Source organism: Phytobacter sp. MRY16-398, from assembly GCF_003925915.1.
In the GTDB taxonomy this organism is placed as follows: Bacteria; Pseudomonadota; Gammaproteobacteria; order Enterobacterales; family Enterobacteriaceae; genus Phytobacter; species Phytobacter diazotrophicus.
The window spans coordinates 2,812,837-2,838,756 of sequence record NZ_AP018756.1; the positions used below are offsets into that span (position 1 = coordinate 2,812,837).

Sequence of the window (25,920 nt, forward strand, 5' to 3'; positions counted from 1 at the left end):
CGTCATACCTCTTTTTCGTTACGGCAAGATCTTCTTGAGCAAGTGCTCCAGAGTTGCCACTTCTTCTGCCGTTAAGTTTTTTGTTAATTCCTGATGCAGGTTTTGCCCTACTAATTGATGACATTGCTCACATAACGCGGCGCCGTCGGTGGTTAATTGCACCAGTACGCCGCGTTTGTCATGCGGATTAGGATTTCTTTCGATCCAGCCTTTGCAGACCAGTCGGTCAAGCATGCGCGTCAGCGCACCAAGGTCGACAGAGAGGATCTTTTTTAATTCAACCGGGGTGATACATCCCTGGCAGCGGATAGAACAGAGCACCTTAAATTGCGTGGCGGTGACATCCAGCGGCGCGAGATAGTCGTTAAGTAAGCGATCTTTCTTTTGGTTAACCATATGGATCAAGCGACCAAGTGGAATGATTTCGTTAAACAGATCACTTGTGCTTTTCACAGTGGTTGCCCCGGCAAGTATATTAGTCACGGCAGATATTATTGCTCAGGCAAGTATAAGTCAACTGAATGAATTAGCTTATGCCACGATTTGCTAAAGCCGCGTTATGTCTGCATTTTTCGTCAGCTATCTCTTTGTTTTTTCTTAATTAATAAAGAGATAAGCAAAGCCACTGCCGGGCAGGTCGCGATGAAGATATACTCTCCGGTACGTTTGTTGGCCCTGGAGAGCCTTATTAGATGATGGATTTATTGAAAGTAATTGGCCTTGGACTGGTGGTGATACTGCCGTTGGCAAACCCGCTCACCACCGTTGCGCTCTTTTTAGGGCTCGCCGGCAATATGAACAGCGCCCAGCGCAATCACCAGTCGCTGATGGCCTCTGTCTATGTCTTTGCCATCATGATGGTGGCCTATTATGCCGGACAAGTGGTGATGAACACCTTCGGGATTTCAATTCCGGGGTTGCGTATCGCCGGTGGGCTTATCGTGGCCTTTATCGGCTTTCGTATGCTTTTCCCGCCGCAGAAAATGCATGAAGCGCCGGAGATCAAAACCAAATCGGAAGAGCTGGAAGACGAACCGACGGCCAATATCGCTTTCGTGCCGTTAGCGATGCCGAGTACTGCCGGGCCGGGGACGATTGCGATGATCATCAGTTCCGCGTCGACCGTGCGCGAAAGCAGCGCCTTCCCTGAATGGGTGTTGTGGATTGCGCCACCGCTGATTTTCGCCACCGTGGCGGTGATCCTGTGGGGATGTCTGCGCAGTTCCGGGGCGATAATGCGGCTGGTAGGAAAGGGTGGAATTGAGGCTATTTCTCGTCTGATGGGCTTTTTGCTGGTCTGTATGGGGGTGCAATTTATCATTAATGGCGTGCTGGAAATCATTACGACCTACCACGCCGCTGCCTGATGTGACAGACGTTACGCTGATGGCCGCCAGAGCCAGATGCGGGGAGATAAATACCGTCAGCGGTAGCGCAACTGCGACCCGCTGACGGTGAGGCATTACATATGGTGCGGTTGCTGTCTTTCTTCAAGCGATACCGGCCAGCGACGGAAAATCACGACCGACCAGACCAGCGCGGCCAGCGCCGGAATGGCGCCCGCATAGCCAATGGCTGACATCGACCATTGCAGGCTGACTTGGTTACCGACCAGCGCGCCCGCGCCAATCCCGATATTGAAAATGCCGGAAAACAGTGACATGGCGACATCGGTCGCGTCCGGTGCCAGCGCCAGGACTTTCACCTGCATACCGAGGCCGATAATCATAATCGCGATACCCCAGAAGACGCTCAACACGGCAAGGTTCATCTCACTGCCTGCCGCAGGGCGCAGCAGCAACAGCGAAATGAGCAGCAGGCCAATTGCGCCGCTAATAAGACCGGAGGCATGTTTATTGCCCAGCTTGCCAAACAGCACGCTGCCAAAGATCCCCGCACCGCCGAGAATCAGCAGCAGTAAGGTAGCGAAATTACCGCTAAAGCCCGCCACATTCTGCACGAACGGCTCAATATAGCTGTAGGCGGTGTAATGGGCGGTAACCACCACGACCGTCAGCAAATAAATCGATAACAGCGCCGGGCGACGGAACAGTTCCGGCAGACTACGCAGCGAACCGGAGTGCTCGCTGGGCAGTTTCGGCAACAGTTTGATCAGACACAGCAGGGTGACCAGCGCACCAAAACCGATGGCGAAGAAGGTGGTACGCCAGCCAAAATATTGCCCGACGACGCGACCAATCGGAATACCCAGCACCATAGCCAGCGCCGTACCGGTAGCAATAAGACTCAGCGCCTGCGCGCGTTTGCCTGCCGGGGCGAGGCGAATGGCCAGGGAGGCGGTAATAGACCAGAAAATAGCATGGGCGAAAGCGATACCGATGCGGCTTATCACCAGCACATGGAAATTCCACGCCAGGAAGGAGAGAACATGGCTCCCAATAAACAGCACGAACAGGCCAATCAGCAGCTTACGGCGCTCCACCTGGCTGGTCAGTAGCATAAACGGCAGCGACATCAGCGCCACAACCCAGGCGTAGATCGTCAGCATAATACCGACCTGCGGTGTTTCCATGTCAAAGCTTTGCGCGATGTCCGACAGCAGCCCCACGGGCACGAACTCAGTGGTATTAAAAATGAACGCAGCAACGGCAAGCGTCACCACCCGGAGCCACGCGACTTTTCGTGAAACCATTTGTGTTGTCATATATTTTGGGATCGGTAGCAGGAGAAGAAGATGTGCAGATCTTAGATCTAATTCTGCTCAAAATACAAACTTTTTGTGATCAATGTCTCATTTTTCGGTGGGGCACAACGATGCCAGTTGAAACAAAAAGCAATACAAGGGAAAAACGAACTAAAACAAAAAGGAAAACAAGAGGAAAGGCTATGCATACAATCGACTTCTACATGGTGGACGCGTTCAGCGACCGTACGTTTGGCGGCAACGCCGCCGCCGTTTGTCCACTAACAGAATGGTTACCTGATGACGTGCTGTTGAAAATGGCGCAACAACATAATCAATCGGAAACCGCCTTCTTTGTTCGTAACGACGACGGTTTCGAGCTGCGCTGGTTTACCACGCAGTATGAAATCAACCTTTGTGGTCACGCCACGCTTGCCGCAGCCCATGTGATTTTCGAATATCTGGACTACCCCGAGACGCAGATTAACTTTACTACCCGCTTTGTTGGCCCGCTTACCGTAAGTCGCAAAGGCGACTGGCTGACGCTGGACTTCCCGGCCTGGCAAACAGAAAAGGTGGAAACGCCGCCTGCGCTGCTGTTTGAAACGCTCGGTATCACCCAGGCCAAAGAGGTGCGTGTGGCACGCGATTACATGGTGGTGCTGGATAATCAACAGCAGGTTGAAGCCGTTACCCCGGATATCGCCGCGATGACCCCCTTAAACAAAATGGTCTGTATTACCGCACCGGGCGACGAGCACGATTTTGTCAGTCGCTTTTTCTGTCCGGGTGAATCAGTGCCGGAAGATCCGGTAACCGGTTCGACTCATAGCATGTTGATTCCGTACTGGGCGGATAAGCTCGGTAAGACCGTTTTGCAGGCCCGCCAGCTCTCAGCCCGTGGCGGAGAACTGCGCTGCGAAGCGCGTGGCGAAAGGGTATTGATTGGCGGCCAGGCCACCATTTATCTGATTGGCAAAGTCTATTTGCGTGGTTAAAAATAAGCACCGTTGAGAAAGTTAAAGGGGTGACAGTGTCACCCCTTTTTCGTTACTTAAGCGATGCGCCGCCGCATATCACCAGCTCCTGACCGGTCATGGCCGCCGCGTCCGGTGACAGAACGAATCCCACCAGCGCGGCCACTTCTTCCGGTTTAATCAACCGTCCGATGGGCGGCATATTGGGTGGCGAGCTTTCGCGTCCGGGCGCACTGAGCATCGGCGTTTGCGTCGCACCCGGCGCCACCACGTTGGCCGTGATACCTCGCGGCGCAAGCTCCGCTGCCCAACTGCGCACCATTCCCACCAGCGCCGCTTTGGTGGCAACATACTGCGATCGTCCCGCCGCGCCGCGCGACGTCCGGCTACCGATAACCACGATCCTGCCCCCGGAGGCCATCTGTGGAGCGAAGTGGTTCACCAGTGTTTCCGCCGCCAGCACATGCAATTGCCACAACCGCTGACTGACCTCAGGCGTTATTTCACCAAGCGGTGCGGCGGCCATCATTCCGGCGGCATGAATGAGCGCATGGGGCACGGGCAGGGTATTGAGCACATCACGCAGCGCCGCGCTGTCGCTGAGATCGACACAGACACTGTTAAAGTGTGTGTTGTCGCGCGTGACCTTCGAACGGCTAAGCCCGGTGACATTCCACCCCTGCTCAAGCAGGCGGCTGACAATGGCCTCGCCAATCCCGGAACTTGCCCCCGTTACAATCGCATGTGGCATGTTTACACCCCCAGCAGTGAGCGCGGCACTTTGAACACCGCTTTGCGAACGGTCATGGGTTCCGCCGCCGCGCACAGTGCCTGATGCGGTTCGCCGGGTAAGAACACGGCAAAATCACCCGCTTGCAGTAGCATACTGACCGGCAGTTCTGCGGTGGTGGTGATAAACAGATCCGGTTTACGTTCCTCATCCGTTGCCAGCGGCGTATTTTGCGTACCGGCGCAGATAATTTCTTCCCCCGTCAGCAGTACCTGAACATCCGCCCACTGGTGGTGATATTCCGTATGGCGGTCTTCACGCCGTTGCGTGTTGGACGGGCCAACGGTACAGAACCATTCTGCGCCCGGTAACTGAAAACGTCCGTCATCGCGCGTCTGCAGTGCAGCGAGCGAACACTGGGGAAGCGCGAGAATATCGCGCAACACCGCAGGTAACCCTGCCTGCGGCAGGGCGTTAAGATTGCCAAAAATCACACTGACTCCTTAACCCATTCTGGTGATACGCGCACGTATTTAATCGCCTGGCGGAAATACGTGTAAGCAATATGCAAACTGCCGTCCGCGCCCTGTTTGATGCTCGGGTAGGAGAACTCACGGTTTAGTTTTTCCTGGGAGTTATTGGTCATGCAATAGCCGTCGCCTTCATCAAGATGACGCTGCCACGGCCAGCTTTTCCCGCCGTCAGGCGATATCGCCACGGTCATCGGCGCGCGCGGCGCCCCCCAGAACGCGCTTCGCCCTTCGGTCACTTCCGGCTCTTTACGTCCGTCGCCATCATCAATCTCATCGTATAAGGAGGCGCGACGTTCCAGCGCACCGGCGGCACTCATGTGGTTAAAGACCAGCGCCAGATTACCGTCCGCCAGTGTCGTGACCTGAATAGACGAGTTGTTGTTAGGCAGCGTTGTCGGTTCCGGTACGGACCAGCTTTCACCGCCATCAGTGGACTGGCTGTAATAGATGTTATCCGCCCAGCGGCTGCGAAAGAGCGCGACCAGCGTGCCGTTGTGTAGCGCGGTGATGTTCATATGCACGCAGCCGAGACTTTGCGGAACGTCAACATCACGCCAGGTTTTCCCCTGGTCGGCGGAGATTTTCACCGCGCTGACATCATCATTACCCACCCATTTTTCGCCCGGTTTTGTGCGGCAATAGAAGACCGGCAGCAGCCAGTTGCCGTTTTCCAGTACGGTGATCGGCTGGCGAATAAAGGTGCCCGGTTTATCAAGCAGCGTGGCAATCTCACCCCAACTGACACCCAGATCGGTCGACTGGCGATAGCGGACGATTGCCGTGTCCTGGTTGCCGGAGATCTGCGCGGTCCACATCAGCCACAGTACGTTATCCGGGGCCAGAAAAAGGACCGGGTTCTGTTCAGAGCGGGTGGCATCGTCAGACAGCTTCACCGCGTCACTCCAGCGTTCGCTGCCCGGTGCGAGGCGTGAGCCCCATACGGAAATATCCGCTACCCCTTCCTGGGTGCCACCAAACCAGACACACATCAGTGTGCCATCAGGTAGCGGCAGGATGTTGGCCGCGTGGTTTTGCGGGCAGGGCGAGGGCAGCATTGCACTCAGTACCTGTGCGTCTTCCTGTTGACGAATTACACCATCACGATTAACGGTTACGGACATATCAAACTCCACTATTTTGAACGGGTGTTGGCGCTTTTGGGTGTTCTTTATTCGGGATCAGACGGTCAAGAACCATAATCACCGCAGGGGTAATCAGCGCAATATACATATTGTTAATACCAAACGGGTCGCCCAGCACGTACCAGACAGACGTGACGACACAGGCGCCAATCAGGCCAGCATTCGCACCACGGGTGCTTTTAAAGAAGGGCGCATAGAAGGCAATCACAGCGACCACGGTGATGGACAACCGAATAGCACGGGTAAAGAACGACAGTTTCAGTACTTCCGGGACCAGCAGCACGAAAATCAGCGGCAGGAAGCCAATAAAGAGAGACAGCCAGCGCGTCGCTTTAAATTCCTGCTCCGGCGTTGGATTGCGGTAAGGCACGTAGAAATCTTTGACGACCAGCGAGGCGATAGCCAGCGCCACGGTACTCACACTCACGAAAATGGAGGCAACAAGTGACGTTGTCACGAGTCCGGCAATCCACGGATTCATATCCTGCAGGAAGATAGGCATCGCGTACAGGCTGCTGATTTCCGGATGCAGATATTTGGCTGCCACACCGATCACCGCAATCGCCAGGGAAATAGGCAGACAGAACCAGAAGGCAATCCAGGTGGAACGTTTAGCGGATTTCACGTCTTTGGTAGAACAGATGGCCTGAATCACGAACTGGGTACAAAAAATAGAGCCGATGGTGCCAATCAACCACGCGAAAATCGTGCTTGGACCAAAGTTACCGTCCCAGGTCCAGTAGAAGTGCGGCATCTCTCTGATCATAGGGGTGAAACCACCAGTTTTGTACAGCGCGAAGCCCATGATCACCAGGATACCAAAATATTTCAGTGCGCTGTGCAGCAGGGTAACCCAGGCGACCCCTTTCATCCCGCCGTAAGCGAAGTAGAATGTACTGACAATCGCGGTAATAAAGGCTGCCACCGGCAGACTCACTTTCAGCACGGTTGCGATAGCCGCCGCGCCGCTGACGTAGTTACCGACGTTTACCAGCAACAACGCGTAGATCATGATGATAGAAATGATGTTCTTAGTGCTGTTGCCGTATTTTTCCGCAATCGCGCCGGAGATGGTGATTTTGCCGGTGTTATAAATACGTTTTACCAGCAGCAGACCAAACAACGGGAAACCGATAGCCGCGCCCAGAACGGACCATGAGGCGGCAATCCCACCTTCAAACGCGGCCTGTGCGGTACCGATAGTGGATTTGGCGCCGATGTATTCAGACATCAATAAGATGCCTACCAGAAAGGCCGGCATTGCGCGCGAGCCTTCCATAAAATCGCCGGAGTTTTTACTGCGTAAACGGAAGGTAAGCCAGGTGGTAAAGACGATATAGGCAATGACTATACCGACAATGATCAGGGTATCTTGTGAAGTAAACGTGTTCATCTTTGCCTCTCTTTGGGGCGAGTGAAGCCAGGGCACCTGAGGTGCCCAATATTCTAATGACGAATGAAAAACGCCTTAACGCACGTACTGCGTCACTATCTGGCGAATTTGCAGTTGTTGTTCTTCGGTGAATGAAACGGCATAACGACTTTCGCCGACGTTATAGCCCATCAGTTGTACTGCTTTTTTAATCGCCGCCGGAGAGAACCCTACGCTATAGAGATCGGTGCGCAGGCCGGTGACATTTTCTTGCGCCTGACGAGAACCTTCCACGTCGCCAGCCCTGAAATGCGACCAGATCGCATTAATTTCATTCGGGGCGACGTTCGCAAGGCCAGAGATACAGGCTGAACACCCTTCCACGAACCCCCGGTGAATCAGGGAGTCCGGTCCGTTAAGGACATCGAAATTATCGATATCTTTTACGGCGTTCAGAAATCCGCTCAGGCTTTCATAGCTGCCTGCGCTGTCTTTAATGCCAATAATGTTCGGATGTTCCGCCAACACGCGAACGGTTTGCGGTTCAAGAGTATTCCCGGTGCGGGCAGGGATGTTATAGAGAAATACCGGGACGCTAAGGGCATCAGCGACAGCGGTATAATGGTTAATTAATTCGTTTTGTTTTAAGGGCACAAAATAGGGGGTGATCACGGATACCGCGTCGACGCCCAGTTTTTCAATCTGTTTACCCAGACGAATCGTTTCGCGGGTAGCGATCTCACCAATATGAGCCACCACATTGGCGCGACCGGCCACTTCCTCAACACAGGCTGCGGTGACGGTGATTTTTTCCTGCTCATTCAGCACAAAAAACTCACCGTTTGTGCCGCCGCAGAAAATACCGTTTCCGGCAGCCAGTTGGCGATTGACCTGTTCTTTTAGTGACTGAACGTTCAATCCGCCTTCTTCATCAAAAGGCGTGACGATCGCCGTCAGCACGCCTTCAATTTTCTTACTCATTGCACAACTCTCCATGAAAAATCAGTGAAACAATGTCTGGTAAATCGCTTGCACGGCGGCGTGATCAACAGTGCAAGGGGCATTATTCATCAAGCGCTTAACGTTCAGGGCGGCATCGGCCAGCGACGGAACATCCGCGCGCGGCACCCCCAGCGCTTCCAGGTTGTCCGGCAGGTTGAGGCGTTTTACCAGCGCGGCAAAGTAATCCACCAGCGCGTGGGATTTATCCTCATCGCTGAGCGTGGTATCCGCGCCCGGAACCAGATCCCACACCTGCGCAAATTTTTCGACGGCATACGGGCGCACCACTTTCATGCAGGGGGCCAGCAGAATGGCATTGGCGACACCGTGCGGCAGGTGGTAAGTGCCACCCAGCGGATAGGAAAGCGCATGCACCAGGTGGGTACCCGCATGTGTGATCGCCGCCCCACCGTAATAAGAGGCCCACAACATTTCGAGGCGCGCGGTGAGGTTGTGTGGCTCACTGACGGCGGTTTCGATGTTGTGCAGAAGCTTACGCAGACCGGTCAGGGCGACGTTGTCGCTTACCGGGTTGGCGATCGTGGCGGTAAAGCACTCGATCAGGTGGCACAGGGCATCAATACCGGTAGAAGAGGCGATATGCGCAGGCATGCTGGTGGTCAGTTCCGGCAGCAGGGCGACATAATCCGGCAGCAGCACCGGAGAGATGATCCCCACTTTGGTGTTCTGTTCCGGGATCGCCAGAATCGCATTCGGCGTGGCTTCGGAGCCGGTCCCGGCGGTGGCCGGAATCAATAAAGACGGTACGCGTGCGGTCGGCTTTTCCCCGGCCAGCAGGGCGTCAAGGCCCGGAGAGCTCGGGTGATAAAGTACCGATAACAGTTTGCTGACGTCGAGAACGCTGCCGCCGCCGATACCGACGACCAGATCAAATGCCGCGTCTGGCGCATCGGCGAGAATACGGGCGACATCATGCTGGCTGGGTTCCGGCGGTACGTTGTCAATAATCTGTACCAGTCGGCCTTCTGCCTGCAGCAGCGTCAGAATTTGCTGCGTTGCGGCAAGTTTGATGACGTTGCCATCGCTGACCAGTAAGAGTTTCTTTTTACCCGTAAGCAAAGGCGCGATAGCGGGGATGGCCCCTGCGCCGCTTATCAGGGTGCTGTTTATTGTTACCACAACGTTCTCCTGTCTGTCTTTGTGGTGATTGAACTCAATCATCTTTTTTCAATCACGGTCACTGTATGGCATAAATTTATAATTTATTCGCAAATTAAATAAGTTGATCTTGCTCACATATAATCAATTATGATTGAATATAATCATACCCAGAACGTAACGACGCGGAGTAGGGATGAACAAACAAAGCGCGGTCCAGCAAGTGGTGATTCTGGCCGATGACTTCACAGGCGCAAACGATGCGGGCGTAAGCCTGGCACAGGCAGGGATGCGTGTAGAAGTGGCACTGGAAGCGACATATCAAAGTGATGCGCAGGCGCTCATTTATAACAGCGACAGCCGGGCGATGACGGCGACGGCGGCGTACGAGAAGGTCGCTGCATTGACCGAAAGCGTACTGCGTCTCTCTTCACCCGCGTGGCTGGTGAAAAAGATAGATTCCACGTTGCGCGGTAATCCGGGGGCGGAAGTGATGGCCATGCAGCGAATTACGGGGGCAAAGGCAGTGATTATCGCCCCGGCATTTCCGGCTGCAGGGCGCATTACCCGCGAGGGGAAATGCCTGGTCAATGGCGTGCTGCTTACCGACACCGAGTTTGCCAGCGATCCGAAAACGCCGATTACCCGTGCGGACGTGGGCGCGCTCTTTAGCGGACATAGCCAGAACATCACACCCTCGCAGTTGCCCGTCGCACTCTTGAGTGGCAGTGCGCAAGCCCCTGCGCTGCTGGTGGTGGATGCGCAAACGGACGCCGATCTGGATGACATCATCACCCATGCCATGCAGGCGAGTGAAAGGCCGCTGCTGGTCGGTTCCGCCGGGTTATGTGATGCCCTGTCACGCCGTCTGGCGCCGCAAAAACAGCCGGTAGTACTGGCGGTTGTCGGCTCAATGAGTGAAATCGCTCAAAAACAGGTGAGCATAGCCGCGCAGCATCCACGCTGCGAACACATCTTTGTTGACATTAATGACGTCTTTCAGTCGTCAGCCACCGATTATCGCGCCGCGATTGTCGCCGCGCTTAACGGTGGACGCCATTGCCTGGTCCATACCTGCCCGGATGAACAGGCGCGCCATCAGGTGGCGGCGCTGTGCGAGCGCTGGGGAGTGAGCCGCGCTGAGTGCGGCGAGCGTATTTGTGATTATTTAGGCGCACTTACCCGCGATGTGCTGCAACACAGTACGCCTGACGGTCTCTATCTCTCGGGGGGTGATGTGGCGATAGCGGTCGCCAGGGCGCTCGGGGCAAAAGGGTTTCAGATTCGTGGGCGCGCCGCAGGTTGCGTGCCCTGGGGATATTTTTCAGGTTGCGAATGGCAACGACCAGTGATGACCAAAGCGGGCGGTTTCGGCGACGAAACCACGTTGCGCAAGGTTTTGCATTTTATTGAGGAGAAGTCGAGTGACTAACATTATTGCCGTAACCATGGGCGATCCTGCGGGGATTGGTCCGGAGATTATTATTAAATCGCTGGTCGAAGGGGAACTGTCCGGGGCGCCGGTTGTGGTTGTGGGCTGTGCCCAAACGTTCAACCGTATTCTGGCGCTGAACATCACGCCGCATGCGGAACTGCGCATTATTAACCAGGTCAGTGAGGCCCATTTTGCCCCTGGCGTGATTAACGTACTGGATGAACCGCTGGCGGACCCGCAGGCATTGGAACCCGGTAAAGTACAAGCCCAGGCAGGCGATCTGGCCTACCGCTGCGTACGTCGTGCGACCGAACTGGCGATGGCCGGCGACGTGAAGGCCATTGCCACCGCACCGCTGAACAAAGAAGCACTGCACTTAGGCGGCCACCACTATCCGGGGCATACTGAACTGTTGGCGAAACTGACCAACATTAATGACTACGCGATGGTGCTCTATACCGACAAACTCAAAGTGATTCACGTCACTACGCATATCGCGCTGCGTAAATTCCTCGATACCCTGAATCAGGATCGCATCAAGACGGTGATTCGTGTGGCGGACAGGTTCCTCAAACGCGTTGGCTTTGCAAATCCGCGTATCGCGGTGGCCGGGGTGAACCCGCATGCCGGAGAAAATGGTCTGTTTGGCGATGAAGAGATCACCACCGTAGGTCCGGCGGTTGAGGCCATGAAAGCCGAAGGCATCAATGTTTACGGCCCGTGCCCGCCAGATACGGTGTTTATGCAGTGCAACGAAGGGATGTACGACATGGTGGTGGCGATGTACCACGATCAGGGACATATTCCGTTAAAATTGCTGGGCTTTTACGATGGGGTTAATATCACTGCTGGTTTGCCGTTTATCCGTACCTCTGCGGATCATGGCACCGCTTTTGATATCGCCTGGACCGGAAAAGCGAAACCGGAGAGCATGGCGGTTTCCATCCAGTTAGCTATGCAAATCACACGAGAATAATATGAAGGGATATAACCGGTTAGAACAGATTATGGATTATCTGAAAGGCCATAATCTGGTAACGGTAGACCAACTGGTGACCATCACCAATGCGTCTCCTGCCACCATTCGCCGCGATTTGATCAAACTCGATCAGGAAGGGGTGATAAGCCGTTCGCACGGCGGCGTTACCCTTAACCGGTTTATCCCCTCGCAGCCGACGACGCATGAGAAAATGCAGCGTAACCTGTCGGAAAAACATGCCATCGCCTGTGCGGCCGCGTCGCTGGTGAAAGCCGGTGACGCGATTGTCCTTGATGCCGGTACCACCATGATTGAACTCGCTCGTCAGTTGACGCATCTGCCGCTGCGGGTGATCACCAGCGATTTGCACATTGCGCTGTTCCTCTCCGAGTTTAAGCAGATCGAAGTGACAATTATTGGTGGGCGTATTGATGACACCAGCCAGTCCTGCATCGGCGATCATGGCCGTAAACTGTTGCAGGGGATTTGGCCGGATCTGGCATTCGTAAGCTGCAACGGTTGGGATTTGGAAAAAGGCATCACCTCGCCAACCGAAGAGAAGGCGGCGCTGAAACGGGCATTGATTGATAATGCGCAGCGCCGGGTGTTGCTGGCCGACAGCAGTAAATACGGGGCGTGGTCGCTGTTTAACGTCGCCCGTCTTGATTCACTGACAGATATTGTCACCGACAGTCACCTGGGTGACGATATCCGCCAGAAACTTGCCGTTTTACCTGCCCGGTTAACCATCGCGGAATAACCGGGCCACGCCCTCAGGGCAGGCGCGCGATATTGGCTTTTATTACCGATACGGAGTGGTTGAATTTCGCCACTTCGTCCTCTTCAAGCTGTAACTCAATAATCTGCTGTACGCCGCTCTGGGTCAGGACCGCCGGGACACCGATAGCAACGTCGCTTACGCCATACTCACCGTCAAGTACGCAGGAGATCGCCAGCGCGCGGTGGCTTCCGGTAAAGATATTGCGGCAGATTTCCGCAATGGTCCCGGCAATACCGTACTCGGTGCAGCCTTTACGGGCGTAAATTTCAAAACCGTGCTTGCGCACGCTCTCCGCCAGTCCGTCAAAATCGATCGTCTGCCCGGTACGGCGCTTCCAGACATCGGCAATCGGCGAACCGTAGACCGACGAGTGCGACCACACCGGAAACTGGGTGTCGCCATGCTCGCCAAGGATAAAAGCATCGATACTCTGCGCGCCGATATCCAGCGTCTGCGCCAGCGCGCGCCGCAACCGGGTGGTGTCCAGCCACACGCCGGTACCAATGACCTGGCTGCGCGGCAGGCCAGAGAGTTTCCACACCTGCCAGGTGATGATGTCGCACGGGTTGGTGGCAATCAGAAAGATGCCGTTAAAGCCGTTTTCCATCATCTGCGGCACAATGTTTTTAACGATACGCGCGGTGTTTTGTAGCTCGTCCAGGCGGGTCTGCCCCGGTTTAAGCGGGCCGCCGGAGACAGTGATGACCGCAATGTCCACATCGGCACAGTCGGCGGCGTCGCGGTGGGTGATATGCATCATGCCCGGCATATACGCGGCAGCATCCGCCAGATCCTGCACATGGCCTTCAACGCGATCGCGGTTCAAATCAACAAGGATCAACTCTTCGGCAATGTTCTGATTCAGCAGGGCGTAAGCCGCCGATGCGCCAACATTGCCAGTACCGATGATCATCACTTTGCGGGCTCTGGTATTCATTTCTCTTCCGTTATCACGATTACGCGTGAGCGTAAATTACCGCCGCAGGCGCGATTTATGCAATCCGGACAGGGATATATAAGTTAATTGTATGGCGAAGTGAGCAGGGTTTGCGCGTAATTTAACAGAACCATAACAGGAGAGCCCATGTATACCTTTATCCCCGCCTCGGCGAGCCAGCCGGGCATTCGTACTCTGATTGCCGCCCTGGATGCTTATCAAACCCAACTCTATCCGGCGGAGAGTAATCACCTGCTGGATCTGGCAACCCTGCCACCTGAGAGCGTAATCATGCAAGCCATCGTACATACGTCCGGAGAGGTGGTCGGCTGCGGTGCCATTGTGCTTAACGACGATGGTACCGGTGAGATGAAGCGGGTCTATATCGATGCGCGCCACCGGGGTCAGCAACTGGGGGATAAGCTGCTGAATGCCCTGGAGGCGGCGGCCGTTGCGCGCGAGTGCCATACGCTGCGCCTGGAGACGGGCATTAAACAGCAGTCGGCAGTTCGTCTTTATACACGCTGCGGATACCAGCAGCGGGAGGCTTTTGCCCCTTACGCAGAAGATCCGCTCAGTATTTTTATGGAAAAACGGCTGACTGCGGATCGGCTTTCAGCACTTCAATAAAGGCATCCAGGTGGCGGGTTTTCGCACCACGCCGCCACACCAGCCAGGTGTTCAGCCAGCGCCAGTTTTCCGCCAGCGGCCAGGCGCCGACCTGGTGGTGACCGGGCATACTTTCCAGCATGCTGCGCGGAATAAGCGCCAGTCCGGCACCGGCAATCACGCAGGCCAGCATGCCGTGATAGGACTCCATTTCGTGGATTTTCCCGGGGGTAGCCTGATCGGCGTGAAACCAGCTCTCAAAATGGCGACGATAGGAACAGTTGGCGCGAAACGCATAAATACTGGAACCATTTACCTGGGCGGCCCGGGTGATGGGCTCGTGGCCGTGCGGGGCGACAATCATCATCTCTTCACGGTAGACCGGAATGCCTTCCAGACCGGGATGCATCACCGGTCCATCGACAAAGGCGGCGCTCAGCGTGCCATCAAGAATACCGTCAATCATCGTGCCGGAAGGCCCGGTTGCCAGATCGAACTGAATGCGCGGATAGCGCTGATTATATTTCGCCAGTGTGGCCGGTATACGCACTGCTGCGGTGCTCTCCAGCGAACCGAGCGAAAACAACCCCTGTGGCTCGTCCCCGGCCACAACCATCCGCGCTTCATCAACCAGCGCGAGGATCTGCTGGCTGTAGCGCAAAAAGCTGTGCCCGGCGGGGGAAAGACGCAGCCGCTGGTTTTCACGAATAAAGAGATCCACCCCCAGGTCGGCCTCAAGCTGGCGAATGCGGGTGGTCAGGTTCGACGGCACACGATGCACTTTTTGCGCGGCCTGGGTAATGCTGCCGGTCTGCGCCACGGCGTTAAACATCTCAAGCTGCGTTAAATCCATAGTGTTCTCCATTCGTGAATAGTGAAGTTAATATTATTCAGTTTTCAGGAATAACAAATTCAGCGACGATAGCGCAATACCTGAACAGCGAAAGCGAGAGAATTATGTCAATTTCATCTGCCACCCATGCCATTTCCGTGAATCCGGCGACCGGGGAAACCCTGTCGGCTACCCCCTGGGCCAGCCGTGAAGACGTCGACGCTGCCCTGGAACTTGCTGCCAGAGGCTATCGCCAGTGGCGGCAAAAAAGTGTCAATGAGCGTGCGCAGGTTTTGCGTGCGGTCGGTGAGGTATTGCGCCGTCACGGCGAAGCGATGGCGCAGTTGATTTCACAAGAGATGGGCAAACCGATAGCCCAGGCGCGCGGCGAAGTCGCTAAATCCGCCAACCTGTGCGACTGGTACGCCGAACACGGCCCGGCGATGCTGGGTTCAGAAGCCACCCAGGTTGAAAACAACCGGGCGACCATTGAATACCGTCCGATGGGGCCGATTCTGGCGGTGATGCCGTGGAACTTTCCGCTGTGGCAGGTGCTGCGCGGTGCGGTGCCGATTCTGCTGGCGGGCAACAGCTATCTGCTTAAGCATGCGCCGAATGTGCTGGGTTGTGCGGCGCTGACAGGCAAAATCTTTGCCGAAGCCGGGGTGCCGCAGGGCGTCTTTGGCTGGGTGAATGCCACCAACGACGGCGTGAGCCAGGCGATTAACGATCCGCGCATTGCGGCAATAACCGTTACCGGCAGCGTGCGTGCCGGGTCGGCGATTGGCGCTCAGGCCGGCGCCGCGCTGAAAAAATGTGTGCTCGAACTGGGCGGGTCCGACCCGTTTATTGTCCTTGGTGATGCGGATCTCGATCTGGCCGTGAAAGCAGCAGTGGCCGGACGTTATCAGAACACCGGGCAGGTTTGCGCGGCGGCTAAACGTTTTATTGTTGAAGCCAGCATTGCCGATACCTTCACGGAGAAATTTATCGCGGCGGCGGCGGCCTTACCCCAGGGTGAGCCGCAGGCTGAGACAACCTACCTTGGCCCGATGGCGCGTTATGACCTGCGTGATGAACTGCACGCTCAGGTACTGGCGACGGTCAGCGAAGGGGCAACCCTGGCCCTCGGCGGTGAAAAAACCTCCGGGGCAGGGAACTACTACCCGGCAACCGTGCTGACCCATGTGACGCCAGAGATGACCGCTTTCCGTCAGGAGATGTTCGGCCCGGTGGCAGCCATCACTGTAGCGCGCGATGCGGAACATGCGCTGGAACTGGCCAATGACAGTGATTTCGGTCTGTCTGCGACGGTGTTTACCGCCGATATAGCGCTGGCAGAGGATTTTGCCGCCCGCCTGGAGTGCGGTGGCGTCTTTATTAACGGCTACAGCGCCAGCGATGCCCGCGTGGCGTTCGGTGGTGTGAAGAAAAGCGGATTTGGTCGTGAGTTGTCGCATTTCGGTCTGCACGAGTTTTGTAACGTGCAAACCGTATGGAAAGATCGCCTGTGATCGTATGCGCGCCCTTGCGGGGGCGCGCCGTCTGCGGATGTCATGGTTTCGTCATACTTCTTTCGTAAACTCGCGGGCATCGTGAGGTTATAGAAGAATATCATGAACTTAAAGCAAATTTTCCGCCGAATTTTTCGGCAATTGACACCACGGCAGTTTGGCTTACTGGCAGGTATCTTCTGGATAATAGGGCTTTTTTCCGCACTCCAGATTGCCTCCTCCTTCGTTCTTACCCTGTCGTTGCGCGATGCGCAACACAACGAACAGCTCAATCAACAAACCCACCTGCAACAGGTAAAAGTCGATGAAGCCCGCGTGGCGTTACTGGCAGCAAGCGATCTGCTTAACCGCGCAGGCGTCTATTTTATGCAGGATAAAGAGACCGGTTCTGACGGTAGCTGGCATAGCCTGATGGATGAGGCGCAGGCTGCGCTTGCGACGTCGCAGAAATCCTGGCAGGCATGGCTTGCGATGAATCCACCCAAAGATGACGGGCTGATCAACAGTTACCAGCTTTTCTACGGGGCGATCAAAGAACAGGCCGACGGGCTGGTGAAAACCAATTCTATCGATGCGTTCTTTGCCGTTCCGGCCCAGGCGTTTCAGGCCGATTTTAACGACAACTACGCGCGTTTTCAGCAGGCCAGTGAAAAGCGGGCCGATGAAGGCCGTCTGACCTTAATGGGCGGGCTAGCGCGCCTGCAACAGGTGTTTGTGCTGGTGCCTGTGCTGTTGGTGGTTATTGCCATTGCAGTCTGGTTTGGCATGTCGCGCTGGGTAATTTCACCGCTGCGTCGGCTTATTGCCCATATCAATACTCTGGCCGCCGGTGACCTTTCCACGCCATTGCCGGAGGTCAAACGCTTCAACCGTGAAGTTGATCAGATTGTCCTGAGCGTCGACACCATGCAACACGGGTTACAGCAACTGGTCAGCCAGGTGAGTCACGCCACCCGTTCGATGGTGAACAATATTGATAGCCTGGCGCAGGGCAACCAGAAGCTGTATCAGCAATCGACCCGCCAGGCACAAGAGCTTGAGGACGTGACGGCCCATATCGCGACCCTTGAATCCCATGTTGAAGGCAATAGCGGCTATGCCCAGCTTGCCAGTGAACGTGCTGATGAAGCGCGTAAAGTCGCGGCGGGGGGCGACAGCATGATGGAGACGGTAAACCAGTCGATGCAGGCGATTGTGGGCCGGGCGTCTGAAATGCGCGGTATCGTCGAATTGATTGAAGGGGTGGCGTTCCAGACCAATATTCTGGCGCTCAATGCCGCCATCGAGGCGGCGCACGCGGGTAACCACGGGCGCGGCTTTGCGGTGGTGGCCAAAGAGGTGGGGCTGCTGGCGCGTAAGAGCAGCCATTCGACGCAAACCATCCAGCAACTGATCAACCACTCTTTGCAGGGCATTAACGACGGTACTCACGCGGTCAGTAAGCTGGAAGATAACCTGCAAAAGGTCACCGGCCTGGTCGGGCATCTTAGCGGATTACTGAACGATATCTCCACGGCGACCCTAAGCCAGGGGGAGAGCATTCATCATATGACCCGTCGTTTGCATTCGCTCAATAAGGTGGCGCGCCGCACCGGGGAACTGGTCACGGATGCCACCGAAGCGTCCGTGCAACTGCATAATGATTCTCACGCGCTGATGCAGGCCGTTTCCCGCTTTCGTCTCCCGGCCTGATTTTTGCTATACTCGCAGCCCATTTTACGGCTGCGAGTAAGGATCGGGTGTGGCGACAGTCATGGATAACAGCGTACTTGAGGCATTGCTTGAGCAGGTACGCCCGCTGAAAGGTCTGGGAAAAGTGGCAGACTATATTCCCGCGCTGGCGACCGTCAGCGGGGATAAATTGGGCATCGCCATTTGTACCGTCGACGGTGAACATTTCCAGGCAGGTGATGCCGACGAGCGTTTTTCCATTCAGTCACTTTCAAAAGTCCTCAGCCTTGTGGTGGCGATGAACCATTACGAGGAGGATGAAATCTGGACGCGTGTCGGTAAAGACCCGTCCGGTCAGCCGTTTAATTCTCTGTTGCAACTTGAAATAGAGCAGGGCAAACCGCGTAATCCGTTTATCAATGCGGGCGCGCTGGTGGTCTGCGATATGTTGCAAAGCCGCCTGAGCGCCCCGCGCCAGCGGATGCTGGAAATCGTGCGCAAACTGTCCGCCACGCCGGATATCGCGTTCGACAGCGTGGTGGCCCGCTCCGAGTTTGAACACTCCGCGCGTAACGCGGCGATTGCCTGGTTGATGAAATCCTTTGGTAACTTCAATAATGATGTTGCCACGGTACTGCAAAACTACTTTCACTACTGCGCGCTGAAAATGAGCTGTGTCGAGCTGGCGCGGACCTTTCTCTTTTTGGCCGATAAAGGCACGGCGCCGCACCTTGCGCAACCGGTGTTAACGCCGCAACAAACACGCCAGGTCAACGCGCTGATGGCAACCAGCGGCATGTATCAAAATGCCGGTGAGTTCGCCTGGCGCGTCGGGTTACCGGCAAAATCGGGCGTGGGCGGCGGCATTGTCGCGATTGTGCCGCAAGAGATGGCCATTGCGGTCTGGAGCCCGGAACTGGACGAGGCCGGCAATTCACTGGCGGGGATTGCCCTACTGGAGGCGCTGACCCAAAAACTGGGGCGTTCGGTGTATTGATGTCTGACTACGACGCTTTGTTTGCGCGGCTTGCCCGCTCCACTTTTCGTTCCCGCTTTCGGCTGGGGGCGAAAGAGCGCCAGTACTGCGTGGATAAGGGCGCAGAGGTTATCGCGGCACACGCGGCTGATTTTGTTGCCCGGCGCCTGGCCCCTGCGCTACCTCATAATGACGGCAAACAGACGCCGATGCGCGGTCATCCGGTCTTTATTGCCCAGCATGCCACGGCCACCTGCTGTCGGGGGTGTCTGGCAAAATGGCACGCTATTCCTGCAGGCGCTGAACTTACAGAGGTACAGCAGCGCTATATCGTCGGGGTGATTTATCACTGGCTGGTCCTGCAAATGAATTCATAACACTAATGAATTAAACGGCAAATACATGTTAAAAGCCTGTTATATCGACATTACATGTTAAGCTATACGCCGTTTTTGTCGCGTCGAAATGACCTGCAACATCCTTACCTGGGATTGATAAGTAATGCGCGCTCTTTTTTCGCCCACATTTCGCCTGCTGCGAAATGATCAGCCGTTCATCAATGCGACGGTGATTTTTCTGATCACCACGCTTTTTTATTTTGTTGGGGCGATGCTGCGTCTGGTCGAGGCGCTTTCGCTCTTCTGGCCGCTAAATGCAGTAATGGCAGGGATCTTTGCCCGTTACGCTTTCTTACAGCGCTGGCCTTACTATCTGATGAGCTTTGTGGCGATGCTTATCTATGACGGCGTCACCACCTCGTGGGGCTGGTCATCGGTGGTGATTAACTTTTCTAACATGGTTTTTATCATAACCATGGCGCAACTGGTGCAACGCGAGCAGCGGCTTATGCGTCATGCGCCGCAACCCATAAACGCCCTTAATCTTTTTGGCTACTGTCTGGTGTCGGCAATGCTCTGCTCGCTTTTCGGTGCCTTTGGCTCGATGGGGGTAGTCATCAACCAGGATTTCCTGATGCTCTTTGGTGACTGGTTCAGCGAGCAGTTCTCGACGGGTGTGCTGATCCTGCCCTGCATCCTGACCGCTGTCTGGCCGGATACGCGGCTGGCTTTAAATAGCAAAACGTTGCTGCCAGTACTGGCGCTGATTGTCTCCGTACTGGCCTCGGTGTGGGTAGGGGGAGCGGGTAGTCTGGCATTCCCGCTGCCGGCGCTTATCTGGTGCGCCGTCACTTTCTCCTTGCCGTTGACCTGCCTGCTGACATTGATAACCGGCGGGCTGGAGATCATCCTGGTGGCCAACGGGTTGATCAATATTTTTGTCGCCTCGCCGTTACAGATGTCGCGCATGTTTTCTGCCCGACTGGGCATTGCCACAATGGCAATTTGCCCGGTCATCGTTTCTGTTAGCGTAGAAACCATCAACCGTTTGATGCGCCATGTGTCTTTGCGCGCGGACTACGATTTTCTGACCCGCGTCTACTCCCGTTCCGGTCTGTATGAAGCGCTCAACCATGACAGTAATGGCTTTGCCAACCAACATCTGACGGTCATGCTGCTGGATATCGATTACTTCAAAAGCGTTAATGATAACCACGGGCACGAGTGCGGCGACCGGATACTCACCTCGTTTGCGCAGAAGGTTCGTCAGGAACTGGGGGAGCAGGGCATTATTGCCCGGATGGGCGGGGAAGAGTTCGCGGTAATAGCCGCTACGCCTGGTCCGCAGCAGGGTTTTCTGTTAGCTGAACGGCTGCGTAAGTCGGTTGAGGGGCAACTTTTTCACTGGCATGACCAGACACTGCGCCTGACGGTCAGTATTGGCGTCAGCAACGGACAGGTCCTTTCCGGCTCGTTGACGGAGGCTTTTAATAAATTACTCGCTGAGGCGGATGAGTATCTTTATCGTTCCAAAAAGGCGGGGCGAAATTGCACCAGTATGCGTCAGTCGCCACTGGAAGAAACATTAAAGCCTTCGGTCAGTTTCTAAGCCCGAACGGTTTCTCAATCTCCTGTTTCGACAGCGCGCATCTGCAATGTAATAAGGCAAAACGATAGCGATAAGTTATTAAATTACTTGCTACAAATTTTCATCATCAATACTATAACCGAGTATATGTATCGGAAAAAATTTGCGCCATGAATGGATCTGACAATTTGAAGAAAGGCGAGCGGATCACTGGCGGCAGGTTCGTCAGGCGCATGTACCTGATGCGTATTCTTGGGACCTTTCTCTGTTTTTTCCCTATCCTCTCCGTATTGTTGGAACTCCATCGTCCCCTGTGGTTGATACTCTTACTGGGCGCTAATGCCTTTATCTGGCCGACACTGGCGTTTATGCGCGCCCGCCGCTCCGATACCCCTCTGACGCTGGAACATCAAAACCTGATCTTAGACGCTGGTGCGGGTGGCTTCTGGATAGCCATGATGTCGGTTAACCCCCTGCCGTCGGTGGTCATTGCCACGATCCTGCTCGCCGATCGCCTCTCGGCGGGTGGCGTTGAGCTGATGCGCAAAGCGGGGATGTTAATGCTGGCCGCTTTTGCGGCGGCATGGGTGGCGCAGGGGATGGATTTTTATGTTGAGGTGTCTCAGCGCACCATGTTCACGACGCTGCCCCTGATTGCCATCTATATGCTGGCGCTCAGCGTACTGACCGACAACATTGCCGTAAAGCTGCGAAATAAAAGCCGCGAGCTGGAACGCATTGCGATGATGGACCCGCTGCTGGATATTGCCAACCGTCGCCTGCTGGAAAAACGTATCCAGTATGAGTTGGATAAACTGCGTGAACTGCCGCGCAATTCAATGCTGATGTTCATCGATATCGATAATTTCAAAGAAGTTAACGATCGGTTTGGTCACAAAGTGGGCGACGCACTGCTGGTCACAGTGTCGAAGATCCTGCATGCCGCGACGCGAAAAACGGATACCCCGGCGCGGCTGGGTGGGGATGAATTCGTGATTTTGCTTCCGGATACTACCCAGGAAGAGGCGCTTGCCGTTGCCGGGCGAATTATGGATTCCGCTGCCGTGATGAGCGTAACTCAGGAATATGCCTTCCACTGTACACTGAGTATTGGCATTGCCAGTGCGACCCAGGGGATGCAAAACGTCACCGACTGGCTGAAAGCGGCGGATGACGCCCTCTATAAAGCAAAACGCCGCGGCAAAAATCAAATCTACTCACACTGACAAACGTGCTGAATACGCTAAGCTTTATCCTGTACACCGCGAATCGGTCGCTCGATCACGTCTTATAATCGCGGACACCTGCCGATACTGACTAGCGAGATAGGCACTTTATGAAAACTCCTGCAATTCCCTTTGATGAGGAAAAACGCCTGGCGTCGTTGCGCGAATCCGGGTTGCTTGATACAGGAACTAATGAACGTTTTGACCGCCTGACAAGGCTGGCAAAGCGGTTGTTCAATGTTCCTATCGCGCTGGTGACCCTGGTGGGTGAAAAGACTCTGCATTTTAAAACCAGTGACGGCACCGCCCACGAAAGCCTGCCGCGCCATCTCTCCTTTTGTGGACACACCATCCTCAGCACAACGCCGCTTATCGTCAACGATGCCGGTAGCGACGAACGTTTTTGTGATAACCCACTGGTAACCGGCGAATCCCATCTGCGCTTTTATGCAGGCTATCCGCTGCGTCTGCCCGATGGGGCGCTGGTCGGCTCATTTTGCCTGCTCGACCGCAGCCCGCGCGATTTCTCATCCGCCGAGGTGGATATTCTGAAAGATTTTGCGCTGATCGTGGAAAATGAGTTTGCGGTGATGAGCGCCGCGACCACCGATGAACTCACCGGGCTGTTTAACCGCCGTGCGTTTGATAACCTGGTGAAATTTGCGATAAACAGCGCCCGTCGTCGCGCTGAACCGCTAGCGCTGGCGTGGGTGGATCTCGACGGTTTCAAACAGATCAACGACACCTGGGGGCACAGCGAGGGCGATGAGGCCCTGCGCTCAATGGCAAAAGTGATGCGCGCAAGCTTCCGGGAAGCGGATCTGTTAGTGCGTTATGGTGGGGATGAGTTCGCAGTCCTTTTTTCCGACACCCATGAGCAGGGGGCGTGGATTGCCCTGGAGTATCTGGTGGAGCAGACTCAGGCCTGGAACTTGTCCTCTGGCAAACCCTGGAAGCTTGCCTTTTCCTGGGGGGTAAGTGAGTTCGATCATAACGGTAACGGCGATATAAAAGCCTGGCTGGAAGATGCGGATGCCAAGATGTACGCCATGAAGACGAAAAACCATCGCGAACGCTAGTGACATAATAAAAACCTATGACACGGGATATTGTGTTAACAATATGTAAAATGCATAGTGGTTATTTTTAAGGAACAAAAATGACCACCACCTCTTTAGTTCGCCTCCTTGATGCCAGCGAAATCCGTGCCCGTATCGATGAACTCTGTGACGTATTAGAAAACTGCGTGCAGGGCGGGGCGTCCGTCAGCTTTATGTTGCCTTTCGGGCGGGAAAAATCTCGCGCCTTCTGGCAGGGTGTGGCTGACAGCGCAGGGCGTAATGAACGCGTCGTACTGGTAGATGAAAATAGTGAAGGCCTTATAAACGGCACCGTTCAGCTTATTGTCAACCAGCCCGAAAACCAGCCGCATCGTGCCGATGTCGCCAAACTCCTGGTGCATGAACGTGCCCGACGTCAGGGTATCGCCGGTAAGTTAATGGCACACCTTGAAATCGTTGCCCGTGAGCAGGGAAAAACGGTACTGGTACTGGACACCAGTACCGGGAGCGGGGCGGAATCTTTCTATACCCGGTGCGGCTGGCAAAAGGTCGGTGAGATCCCGCGCTATGCCCTAATGCCAGATGGGGCGATGACCGCGACGAGCGTCTTTTATAAGTTTTTGTGACGGGTGTTGTATTTTTGTGATTGCCGTTGGAAATGTTGTCTCGCTTTGATCAAAACAGGGGTTCATGGTCGAAAAGTTTGATAAGTTATTAGACCAATCTTCCTAGGTTGTATGACTAATCAAAAAAGGAACCCATTGTGAACACAGTTAACCGTCGCGATTTCCCCGGCGCTTCTTACCCAGAGCGTGTGATTCAGTTTGGCGAAGGCAACTTTCTGCGTGCCTTCGTCGACTGGCAGATCGATTTATTGAACGAGCACACTGACCTCAATGCCGGGGTGGTGATTGTTCGTCCGATCGACAGCGACTTCCCGCCCTCTCTGAGCACCCAGGATGGCTTGTATACCACTATCATTCGTGGCCTGAATGAGCAGGGCGAAGCGGTTAGCGACTCACGCCTGATCCGTTCCGTGAATCGTGAAATCAGTGTTTACGGGCAGTACGATGAGTTCCTGAAACTTGCGCATAACCCGGAGATGCGTTTCGTCTTCTCCAACACTACCGAAGCCGGTATCAGCTATCACGCTGGCGACAAATTCGATGACGCACCTGCGGTGAGCTATCCGGCGAAACTGACCCGTCTGCTGTTCGAACGTTTTAGCCACTTTAACGGCGCGGCAGATAAAGGTTGGGTCATCATCCCGTGTGAACTGATTGACTACAACGGTGACGCGCTGCGTGAACTGGTGCTGCGCTATGCGCAGGACTGGGCGCTGGGCGATGCGTTCGTGGCATGGCTCGATTCTGCTAACACCTTCTGCTCAACGCTGGTTGACCGTATCGTAACGGGCTATCCGCGCGATGAAGTGGCAAAAATTGAAGCGGAACTGGGTTACCATGACAACTTCCTCGACACCGCAGAACACTTCTATCTGTTTGTGATCCAGGGGCCGCAGTCACTGGCCGCCGAACTACGTCTGGACAAATATCCGCTGAACGTGCTGATTGTCGACGACATCAAACCCTATAAAGAACGCAAAGTCGCTATTCTGAACGGTGCGCATACCGCACTGGTTCCGGTTGCCTTCCAGGCGGGTCTTGATACCGTAGGCGAGGCCATGAACGATACCGAAATCTGTGCCTTTGTTGAGAAAGCGATTTATGAAGAGATTATCCCGGTGCTCGACCTGCCGCGTGATGAGCTGGAATCCTTTGCCAGCGCGGTGACCGGGCGTTTCCGTAACCCGTATATCAAACATCAGTTGCTCTCTATCGCCCTGAACGGCATGACCAAATTCCGTACCCGCATTCTTCCGCAACTGCTGGCAGGGCAGAAAGCTACCGGTAAACTGCCTGCGCGCCTGACTTTTGCGCTGGCCGCGTTGATCGCTTTCTACCGTGCAGACCGCAATGGCGAAGCCTATCCGGTGCAGGATGACGCCCACTGGATCACCCGTTACCAGCAACTGTGGGGCCAACATGGTGATCATCAGATCAGCACCAGCGATCTGGTAAAAGCGGTATTGTCGGTCAGCGAACACTGGGAGCAGGACCTGACTCAAGTCAGTGGACTGGTAGAACAAGTTTCTCTGGATCTCGACGCTATCCTGCTGCAGGGCATGCGTCAGGCTGTGAAACCGCTGTGCTAATGGCATTCTGTTAAGCGTGTAACGAACCCGGCTTGCGCCGGGTTTTCTTTTTCCTGCCTTTAGTTACAACATACTATTAAAGAGGATTAAAACACGCGCATCAGAATCGGCGGAAAAATGTGAAAAGGTCTGTCAGGACGAAAGATCTTTTCTATACTTTACTTTGCCACACCAGTGCCGATACGTTCGGCCAGGGAAATCCGTTGTTGCCGCAGCCTGGCGCAACAAGAACGAAAGAG

At 55.0% G+C, this 25,920-nt stretch carries 25 protein-coding genes; 15 read left to right on the forward strand and 10 right to left on the reverse strand.

Annotated elements, in window-relative coordinates; translation table 11 throughout:
- Positions 1–18: 18 nt before the first annotated feature.
- Positions 19–453, reverse strand: coding sequence for a multiple antibiotic resistance transcriptional regulator MarR (gene marR, locus MRY16398_RS13960; protein WP_039078921.1), 435 nt, complete (start codon positions 451–453; stop codon positions 19–21).
- Between the two features lie 239 nt (positions 454–692).
- Here marR and MRY16398_RS13965 point away from each other — a divergent pair, with 239 nt between their 5' ends.
- Positions 693–1,367 carry a MarC family NAAT transporter gene (locus tag MRY16398_RS13965; RefSeq protein ID WP_039078922.1) on the forward strand — a complete coding sequence of 225 codons (675 nt, stop codon included), beginning with the start codon at positions 693–695 and terminating at the stop codon, positions 1,365–1,367.
- Between the two features lie 95 nt (positions 1,368–1,462).
- On the opposite strand, the gene MRY16398_RS13970 is transcribed toward MRY16398_RS13965, so the two are convergent.
- Positions 1,463–2,665 carry a sugar transporter gene (locus MRY16398_RS13970; protein WP_039078923.1) on the reverse strand — a complete coding sequence of 401 codons (1,203 nt, stop codon included), beginning with the start codon at positions 2,663–2,665 and terminating at the stop codon, positions 1,463–1,465.
- A 182-nt stretch (positions 2,666–2,847) separates the two neighbouring features.
- Here MRY16398_RS13970 and MRY16398_RS13975 point away from each other — a divergent pair, with 182 nt between their 5' ends.
- Positions 2,848–3,642: a PhzF family phenazine biosynthesis protein gene (locus tag MRY16398_RS13975; protein WP_125124616.1), complete on the forward strand. Its 795-nt coding sequence runs from the start codon at positions 2,848–2,850 to the stop codon at positions 3,640–3,642.
- A gap of 52 nt (positions 3,643–3,694) precedes the next feature.
- Here the strand turns inward: MRY16398_RS13975 and MRY16398_RS13980 are convergent, their stop codons facing one another.
- The 6 genes from MRY16398_RS13980 to MRY16398_RS14005 all read right to left on the reverse strand — a co-directional run bounded on the left by MRY16398_RS13980 (position 3,695) and on the right by MRY16398_RS14005 (position 9,540).
- Positions 3,695–4,372 (reverse strand): SDR family NAD(P)-dependent oxidoreductase, encoded by a 678-nt coding sequence (locus MRY16398_RS13980; RefSeq protein ID WP_039078925.1) that lies wholly within the window; start codon positions 4,370–4,372, stop codon positions 3,695–3,697.
- Between the two features lie 2 nt (positions 4,373–4,374).
- Positions 4,375–4,845, reverse strand: coding sequence for a YhcH/YjgK/YiaL family protein (locus MRY16398_RS13985; protein WP_125124617.1), 471 nt, complete (start codon positions 4,843–4,845; stop codon positions 4,375–4,377).
- Entirely contained in the window at positions 4,842–6,005 is a 1,164-nt protein-coding gene (locus MRY16398_RS13990) for a sialidase family protein (RefSeq protein WP_079498235.1), read from the reverse strand. The genes MRY16398_RS13985 and MRY16398_RS13990 overlap by 4 nt, the downstream gene beginning before the upstream one ends.
- A 1-nt stretch (position 6,006) precedes the next feature.
- Complete coding sequence (locus MRY16398_RS13995; protein ID WP_079498237.1) at positions 6,007–7,419, reverse strand: sodium:solute symporter family protein; 1,413 nt, start codon at positions 7,417–7,419, stop codon at positions 6,007–6,009.
- A 75-nt stretch (positions 7,420–7,494) separates the two neighbouring features.
- On the reverse strand, positions 7,495–8,379 hold the full coding sequence (locus MRY16398_RS14000; protein WP_125124618.1) for a dihydrodipicolinate synthase family protein: 885 nt from the start codon (positions 8,377–8,379) through the stop codon (positions 7,495–7,497).
- 21 nt (positions 8,380–8,400) lie between these two features.
- On the reverse strand, positions 8,401–9,540 hold the full coding sequence (locus tag MRY16398_RS14005; protein ID WP_071194322.1) for an iron-containing alcohol dehydrogenase: 1,140 nt from the start codon (positions 9,538–9,540) through the stop codon (positions 8,401–8,403).
- A gap of 175 nt (positions 9,541–9,715) precedes the next feature.
- Between MRY16398_RS14005 and dtnK the strand changes: the two genes are divergently transcribed.
- From dtnK to MRY16398_RS14020, 3 genes are read left to right on the forward strand one after another with little or no spacing between them, the layout of a single operon-like run.
- A complete protein-coding gene (gene dtnK / locus MRY16398_RS14010) occupies positions 9,716–10,951 on the forward strand; it encodes a D-threonate kinase (RefSeq protein ID WP_125124619.1) in 1,236 nt (411 codons plus the stop codon).
- Positions 10,944–11,930 (forward strand): D-threonate 4-phosphate dehydrogenase, encoded by a 987-nt coding sequence (locus tag MRY16398_RS14015; RefSeq protein WP_107222770.1) that lies wholly within the window; start codon positions 10,944–10,946, stop codon positions 11,928–11,930. Before dtnK ends, MRY16398_RS14015 begins: the two co-directional genes overlap by 8 nt.
- Before the next feature lies 1 nt (position 11,931).
- On the forward strand, positions 11,932–12,693 hold the full coding sequence (locus MRY16398_RS14020) for a DeoR/GlpR family DNA-binding transcription regulator (protein WP_039078932.1): 762 nt from the start codon (positions 11,932–11,934) through the stop codon (positions 12,691–12,693).
- Positions 12,694–12,706: 13 nt separating this feature from the next.
- On the opposite strand, the gene MRY16398_RS14025 is transcribed toward MRY16398_RS14020, so the two are convergent.
- Positions 12,707–13,651 (reverse strand): L-lactate dehydrogenase, encoded by a 945-nt coding sequence (locus MRY16398_RS14025; RefSeq protein WP_039078933.1) that lies wholly within the window; start codon positions 13,649–13,651, stop codon positions 12,707–12,709.
- Positions 13,652–13,798: 147 nt separating this feature from the next.
- On the opposite strand from MRY16398_RS14025, the gene MRY16398_RS14030 reads away from it, so the two are divergent.
- Entirely contained in the window at positions 13,799–14,281 is a 483-nt protein-coding gene (locus tag MRY16398_RS14030; protein ID WP_107222769.1) for a GNAT family N-acetyltransferase, read from the forward strand.
- Here MRY16398_RS14030 and ptrR read toward each other — a convergent pair.
- Positions 14,235–15,113 (reverse strand): putrescine utilization regulator PtrR, encoded by an 879-nt coding sequence (ptrR, locus tag MRY16398_RS14035; RefSeq protein ID WP_039078935.1) that lies wholly within the window; start codon positions 15,111–15,113, stop codon positions 14,235–14,237. The two genes, MRY16398_RS14030 and ptrR, sit on opposite strands and share 47 nt — an antisense overlap.
- A gap of 104 nt (positions 15,114–15,217) precedes the next feature.
- Here ptrR and sad point away from each other — a divergent pair, with 104 nt between their 5' ends.
- The 9 genes from sad to MRY16398_RS14080 all read left to right on the forward strand — a co-directional run bounded on the left by sad (position 15,218) and on the right by MRY16398_RS14080 (position 25,681).
- The gene (gene sad, locus MRY16398_RS14040) at positions 15,218–16,606 is read left to right on the forward strand and encodes a succinate-semialdehyde dehydrogenase (protein ID WP_125124620.1); all 1,389 of its coding nucleotides are present in this window, start codon (positions 15,218–15,220) and stop codon (positions 16,604–16,606) included.
- A 102-nt stretch (positions 16,607–16,708) separates the two neighbouring features.
- A complete protein-coding gene (locus MRY16398_RS14045) occupies positions 16,709–18,298 on the forward strand; it encodes a methyl-accepting chemotaxis protein (protein WP_125124621.1) in 1,590 nt (529 codons plus the stop codon).
- Between the two features lie 49 nt (positions 18,299–18,347).
- Positions 18,348–19,274 (forward strand): glutaminase B, encoded by a 927-nt coding sequence (glsB, locus tag MRY16398_RS14050; protein WP_039078938.1) that lies wholly within the window; start codon positions 18,348–18,350, stop codon positions 19,272–19,274.
- Complete coding sequence (locus MRY16398_RS14055; protein ID WP_039078939.1) at positions 19,274–19,630, forward strand: DUF4186 domain-containing protein; 357 nt, start codon at positions 19,274–19,276, stop codon at positions 19,628–19,630. Before glsB ends, MRY16398_RS14055 begins: the two co-directional genes overlap by 1 nt.
- 124 nt (positions 19,631–19,754) lie before the next feature.
- Complete coding sequence (locus MRY16398_RS14060) at positions 19,755–21,200, forward strand: GGDEF domain-containing protein (protein ID WP_125124622.1); 1,446 nt, start codon at positions 19,755–19,757, stop codon at positions 21,198–21,200.
- Positions 21,201–21,412: 212 nt separating this feature from the next.
- A complete protein-coding gene (locus MRY16398_RS14065; protein WP_079498250.1) occupies positions 21,413–22,405 on the forward strand; it encodes a sensor domain-containing diguanylate cyclase in 993 nt (330 codons plus the stop codon).
- A gap of 110 nt (positions 22,406–22,515) precedes the next feature.
- The gene (locus tag MRY16398_RS14070; RefSeq protein WP_125124623.1) at positions 22,516–23,484 is read left to right on the forward strand and encodes a sensor domain-containing diguanylate cyclase; all 969 of its coding nucleotides are present in this window, start codon (positions 22,516–22,518) and stop codon (positions 23,482–23,484) included.
- A gap of 80 nt (positions 23,485–23,564) precedes the next feature.
- The gene (locus MRY16398_RS14075) at positions 23,565–24,092 is read left to right on the forward strand and encodes a GNAT family N-acetyltransferase (RefSeq protein WP_039078943.1); all 528 of its coding nucleotides are present in this window, start codon (positions 23,565–23,567) and stop codon (positions 24,090–24,092) included.
- Between the two features lie 137 nt (positions 24,093–24,229).
- Entirely contained in the window at positions 24,230–25,681 is a 1,452-nt protein-coding gene (locus tag MRY16398_RS14080) for a tagaturonate reductase (protein ID WP_039078944.1), read from the forward strand.
- The last annotated feature ends 239 nt before the right edge of the window (positions 25,682–25,920 follow it).

Bases quoted from the DNA above. Each gene is read 5' to 3' on its own strand.
- dtnK (WP_125124619.1), top strand. From the start codon at position 9,716: ATGAACAAACAAAGCGCGGTCCAGCAAGTGGTGATTCTGGCCGATGAC.
- MRY16398_RS13970 (WP_039078923.1), bottom strand. From the start codon at position 2,665: ATGACAACACAAATGGTTTCACGAAAAGTCGCGTGGCTCCGGGTGGTG.
- MRY16398_RS14020 (WP_039078932.1), top strand. From the start codon at position 11,932: ATGAAGGGATATAACCGGTTAGAACAGATTATGGATTATCTGAAAGGC.
- MRY16398_RS13965 (WP_039078922.1), top strand. From the start codon at position 693: ATGATGGATTTATTGAAAGTAATTGGCCTTGGACTGGTGGTGATACTG.
- MRY16398_RS13990 (WP_079498235.1), bottom strand. From the start codon at position 6,005: ATGTCCGTAACCGTTAATCGTGATGGTGTAATTCGTCAACAGGAAGAC.
- MRY16398_RS14055 (WP_039078939.1), top strand. From the start codon at position 19,274: ATGTCTGACTACGACGCTTTGTTTGCGCGGCTTGCCCGCTCCACTTTT.
- MRY16398_RS14030 (WP_107222769.1), top strand. From the start codon at position 13,799: ATGTATACCTTTATCCCCGCCTCGGCGAGCCAGCCGGGCATTCGTACT.
- MRY16398_RS14000 (WP_125124618.1), bottom strand. From the start codon at position 8,379: ATGAGTAAGAAAATTGAAGGCGTGCTGACGGCGATCGTCACGCCTTTT.
- MRY16398_RS14045 (WP_125124621.1), top strand. From the start codon at position 16,709: ATGAACTTAAAGCAAATTTTCCGCCGAATTTTTCGGCAATTGACACCA.
- MRY16398_RS13995 (WP_079498237.1), bottom strand. From the start codon at position 7,419: ATGAACACGTTTACTTCACAAGATACCCTGATCATTGTCGGTATAGTC.
- MRY16398_RS13980 (WP_039078925.1), bottom strand. From the start codon at position 4,372: ATGCCACATGCGATTGTAACGGGGGCAAGTTCCGGGATTGGCGAGGCC.
- MRY16398_RS14065 (WP_079498250.1), top strand. From the start codon at position 21,413: ATGTACCTGATGCGTATTCTTGGGACCTTTCTCTGTTTTTTCCCTATC.
- MRY16398_RS13975 (WP_125124616.1), top strand. From the start codon at position 2,848: ATGCATACAATCGACTTCTACATGGTGGACGCGTTCAGCGACCGTACG.
- sad (WP_125124620.1), top strand. From the start codon at position 15,218: ATGTCAATTTCATCTGCCACCCATGCCATTTCCGTGAATCCGGCGACC.
- ptrR (WP_039078935.1), bottom strand. From the start codon at position 15,113: ATGGATTTAACGCAGCTTGAGATGTTTAACGCCGTGGCGCAGACCGGC.
- MRY16398_RS14070 (WP_125124623.1), top strand. From the start codon at position 22,516: ATGAAAACTCCTGCAATTCCCTTTGATGAGGAAAAACGCCTGGCGTCG.
- MRY16398_RS14060 (WP_125124622.1), top strand. From the start codon at position 19,755: ATGCGCGCTCTTTTTTCGCCCACATTTCGCCTGCTGCGAAATGATCAG.
- MRY16398_RS14025 (WP_039078933.1), bottom strand. From the start codon at position 13,651: ATGAATACCAGAGCCCGCAAAGTGATGATCATCGGTACTGGCAATGTT.
- MRY16398_RS14075 (WP_039078943.1), top strand. From the start codon at position 23,565: ATGACCACCACCTCTTTAGTTCGCCTCCTTGATGCCAGCGAAATCCGT.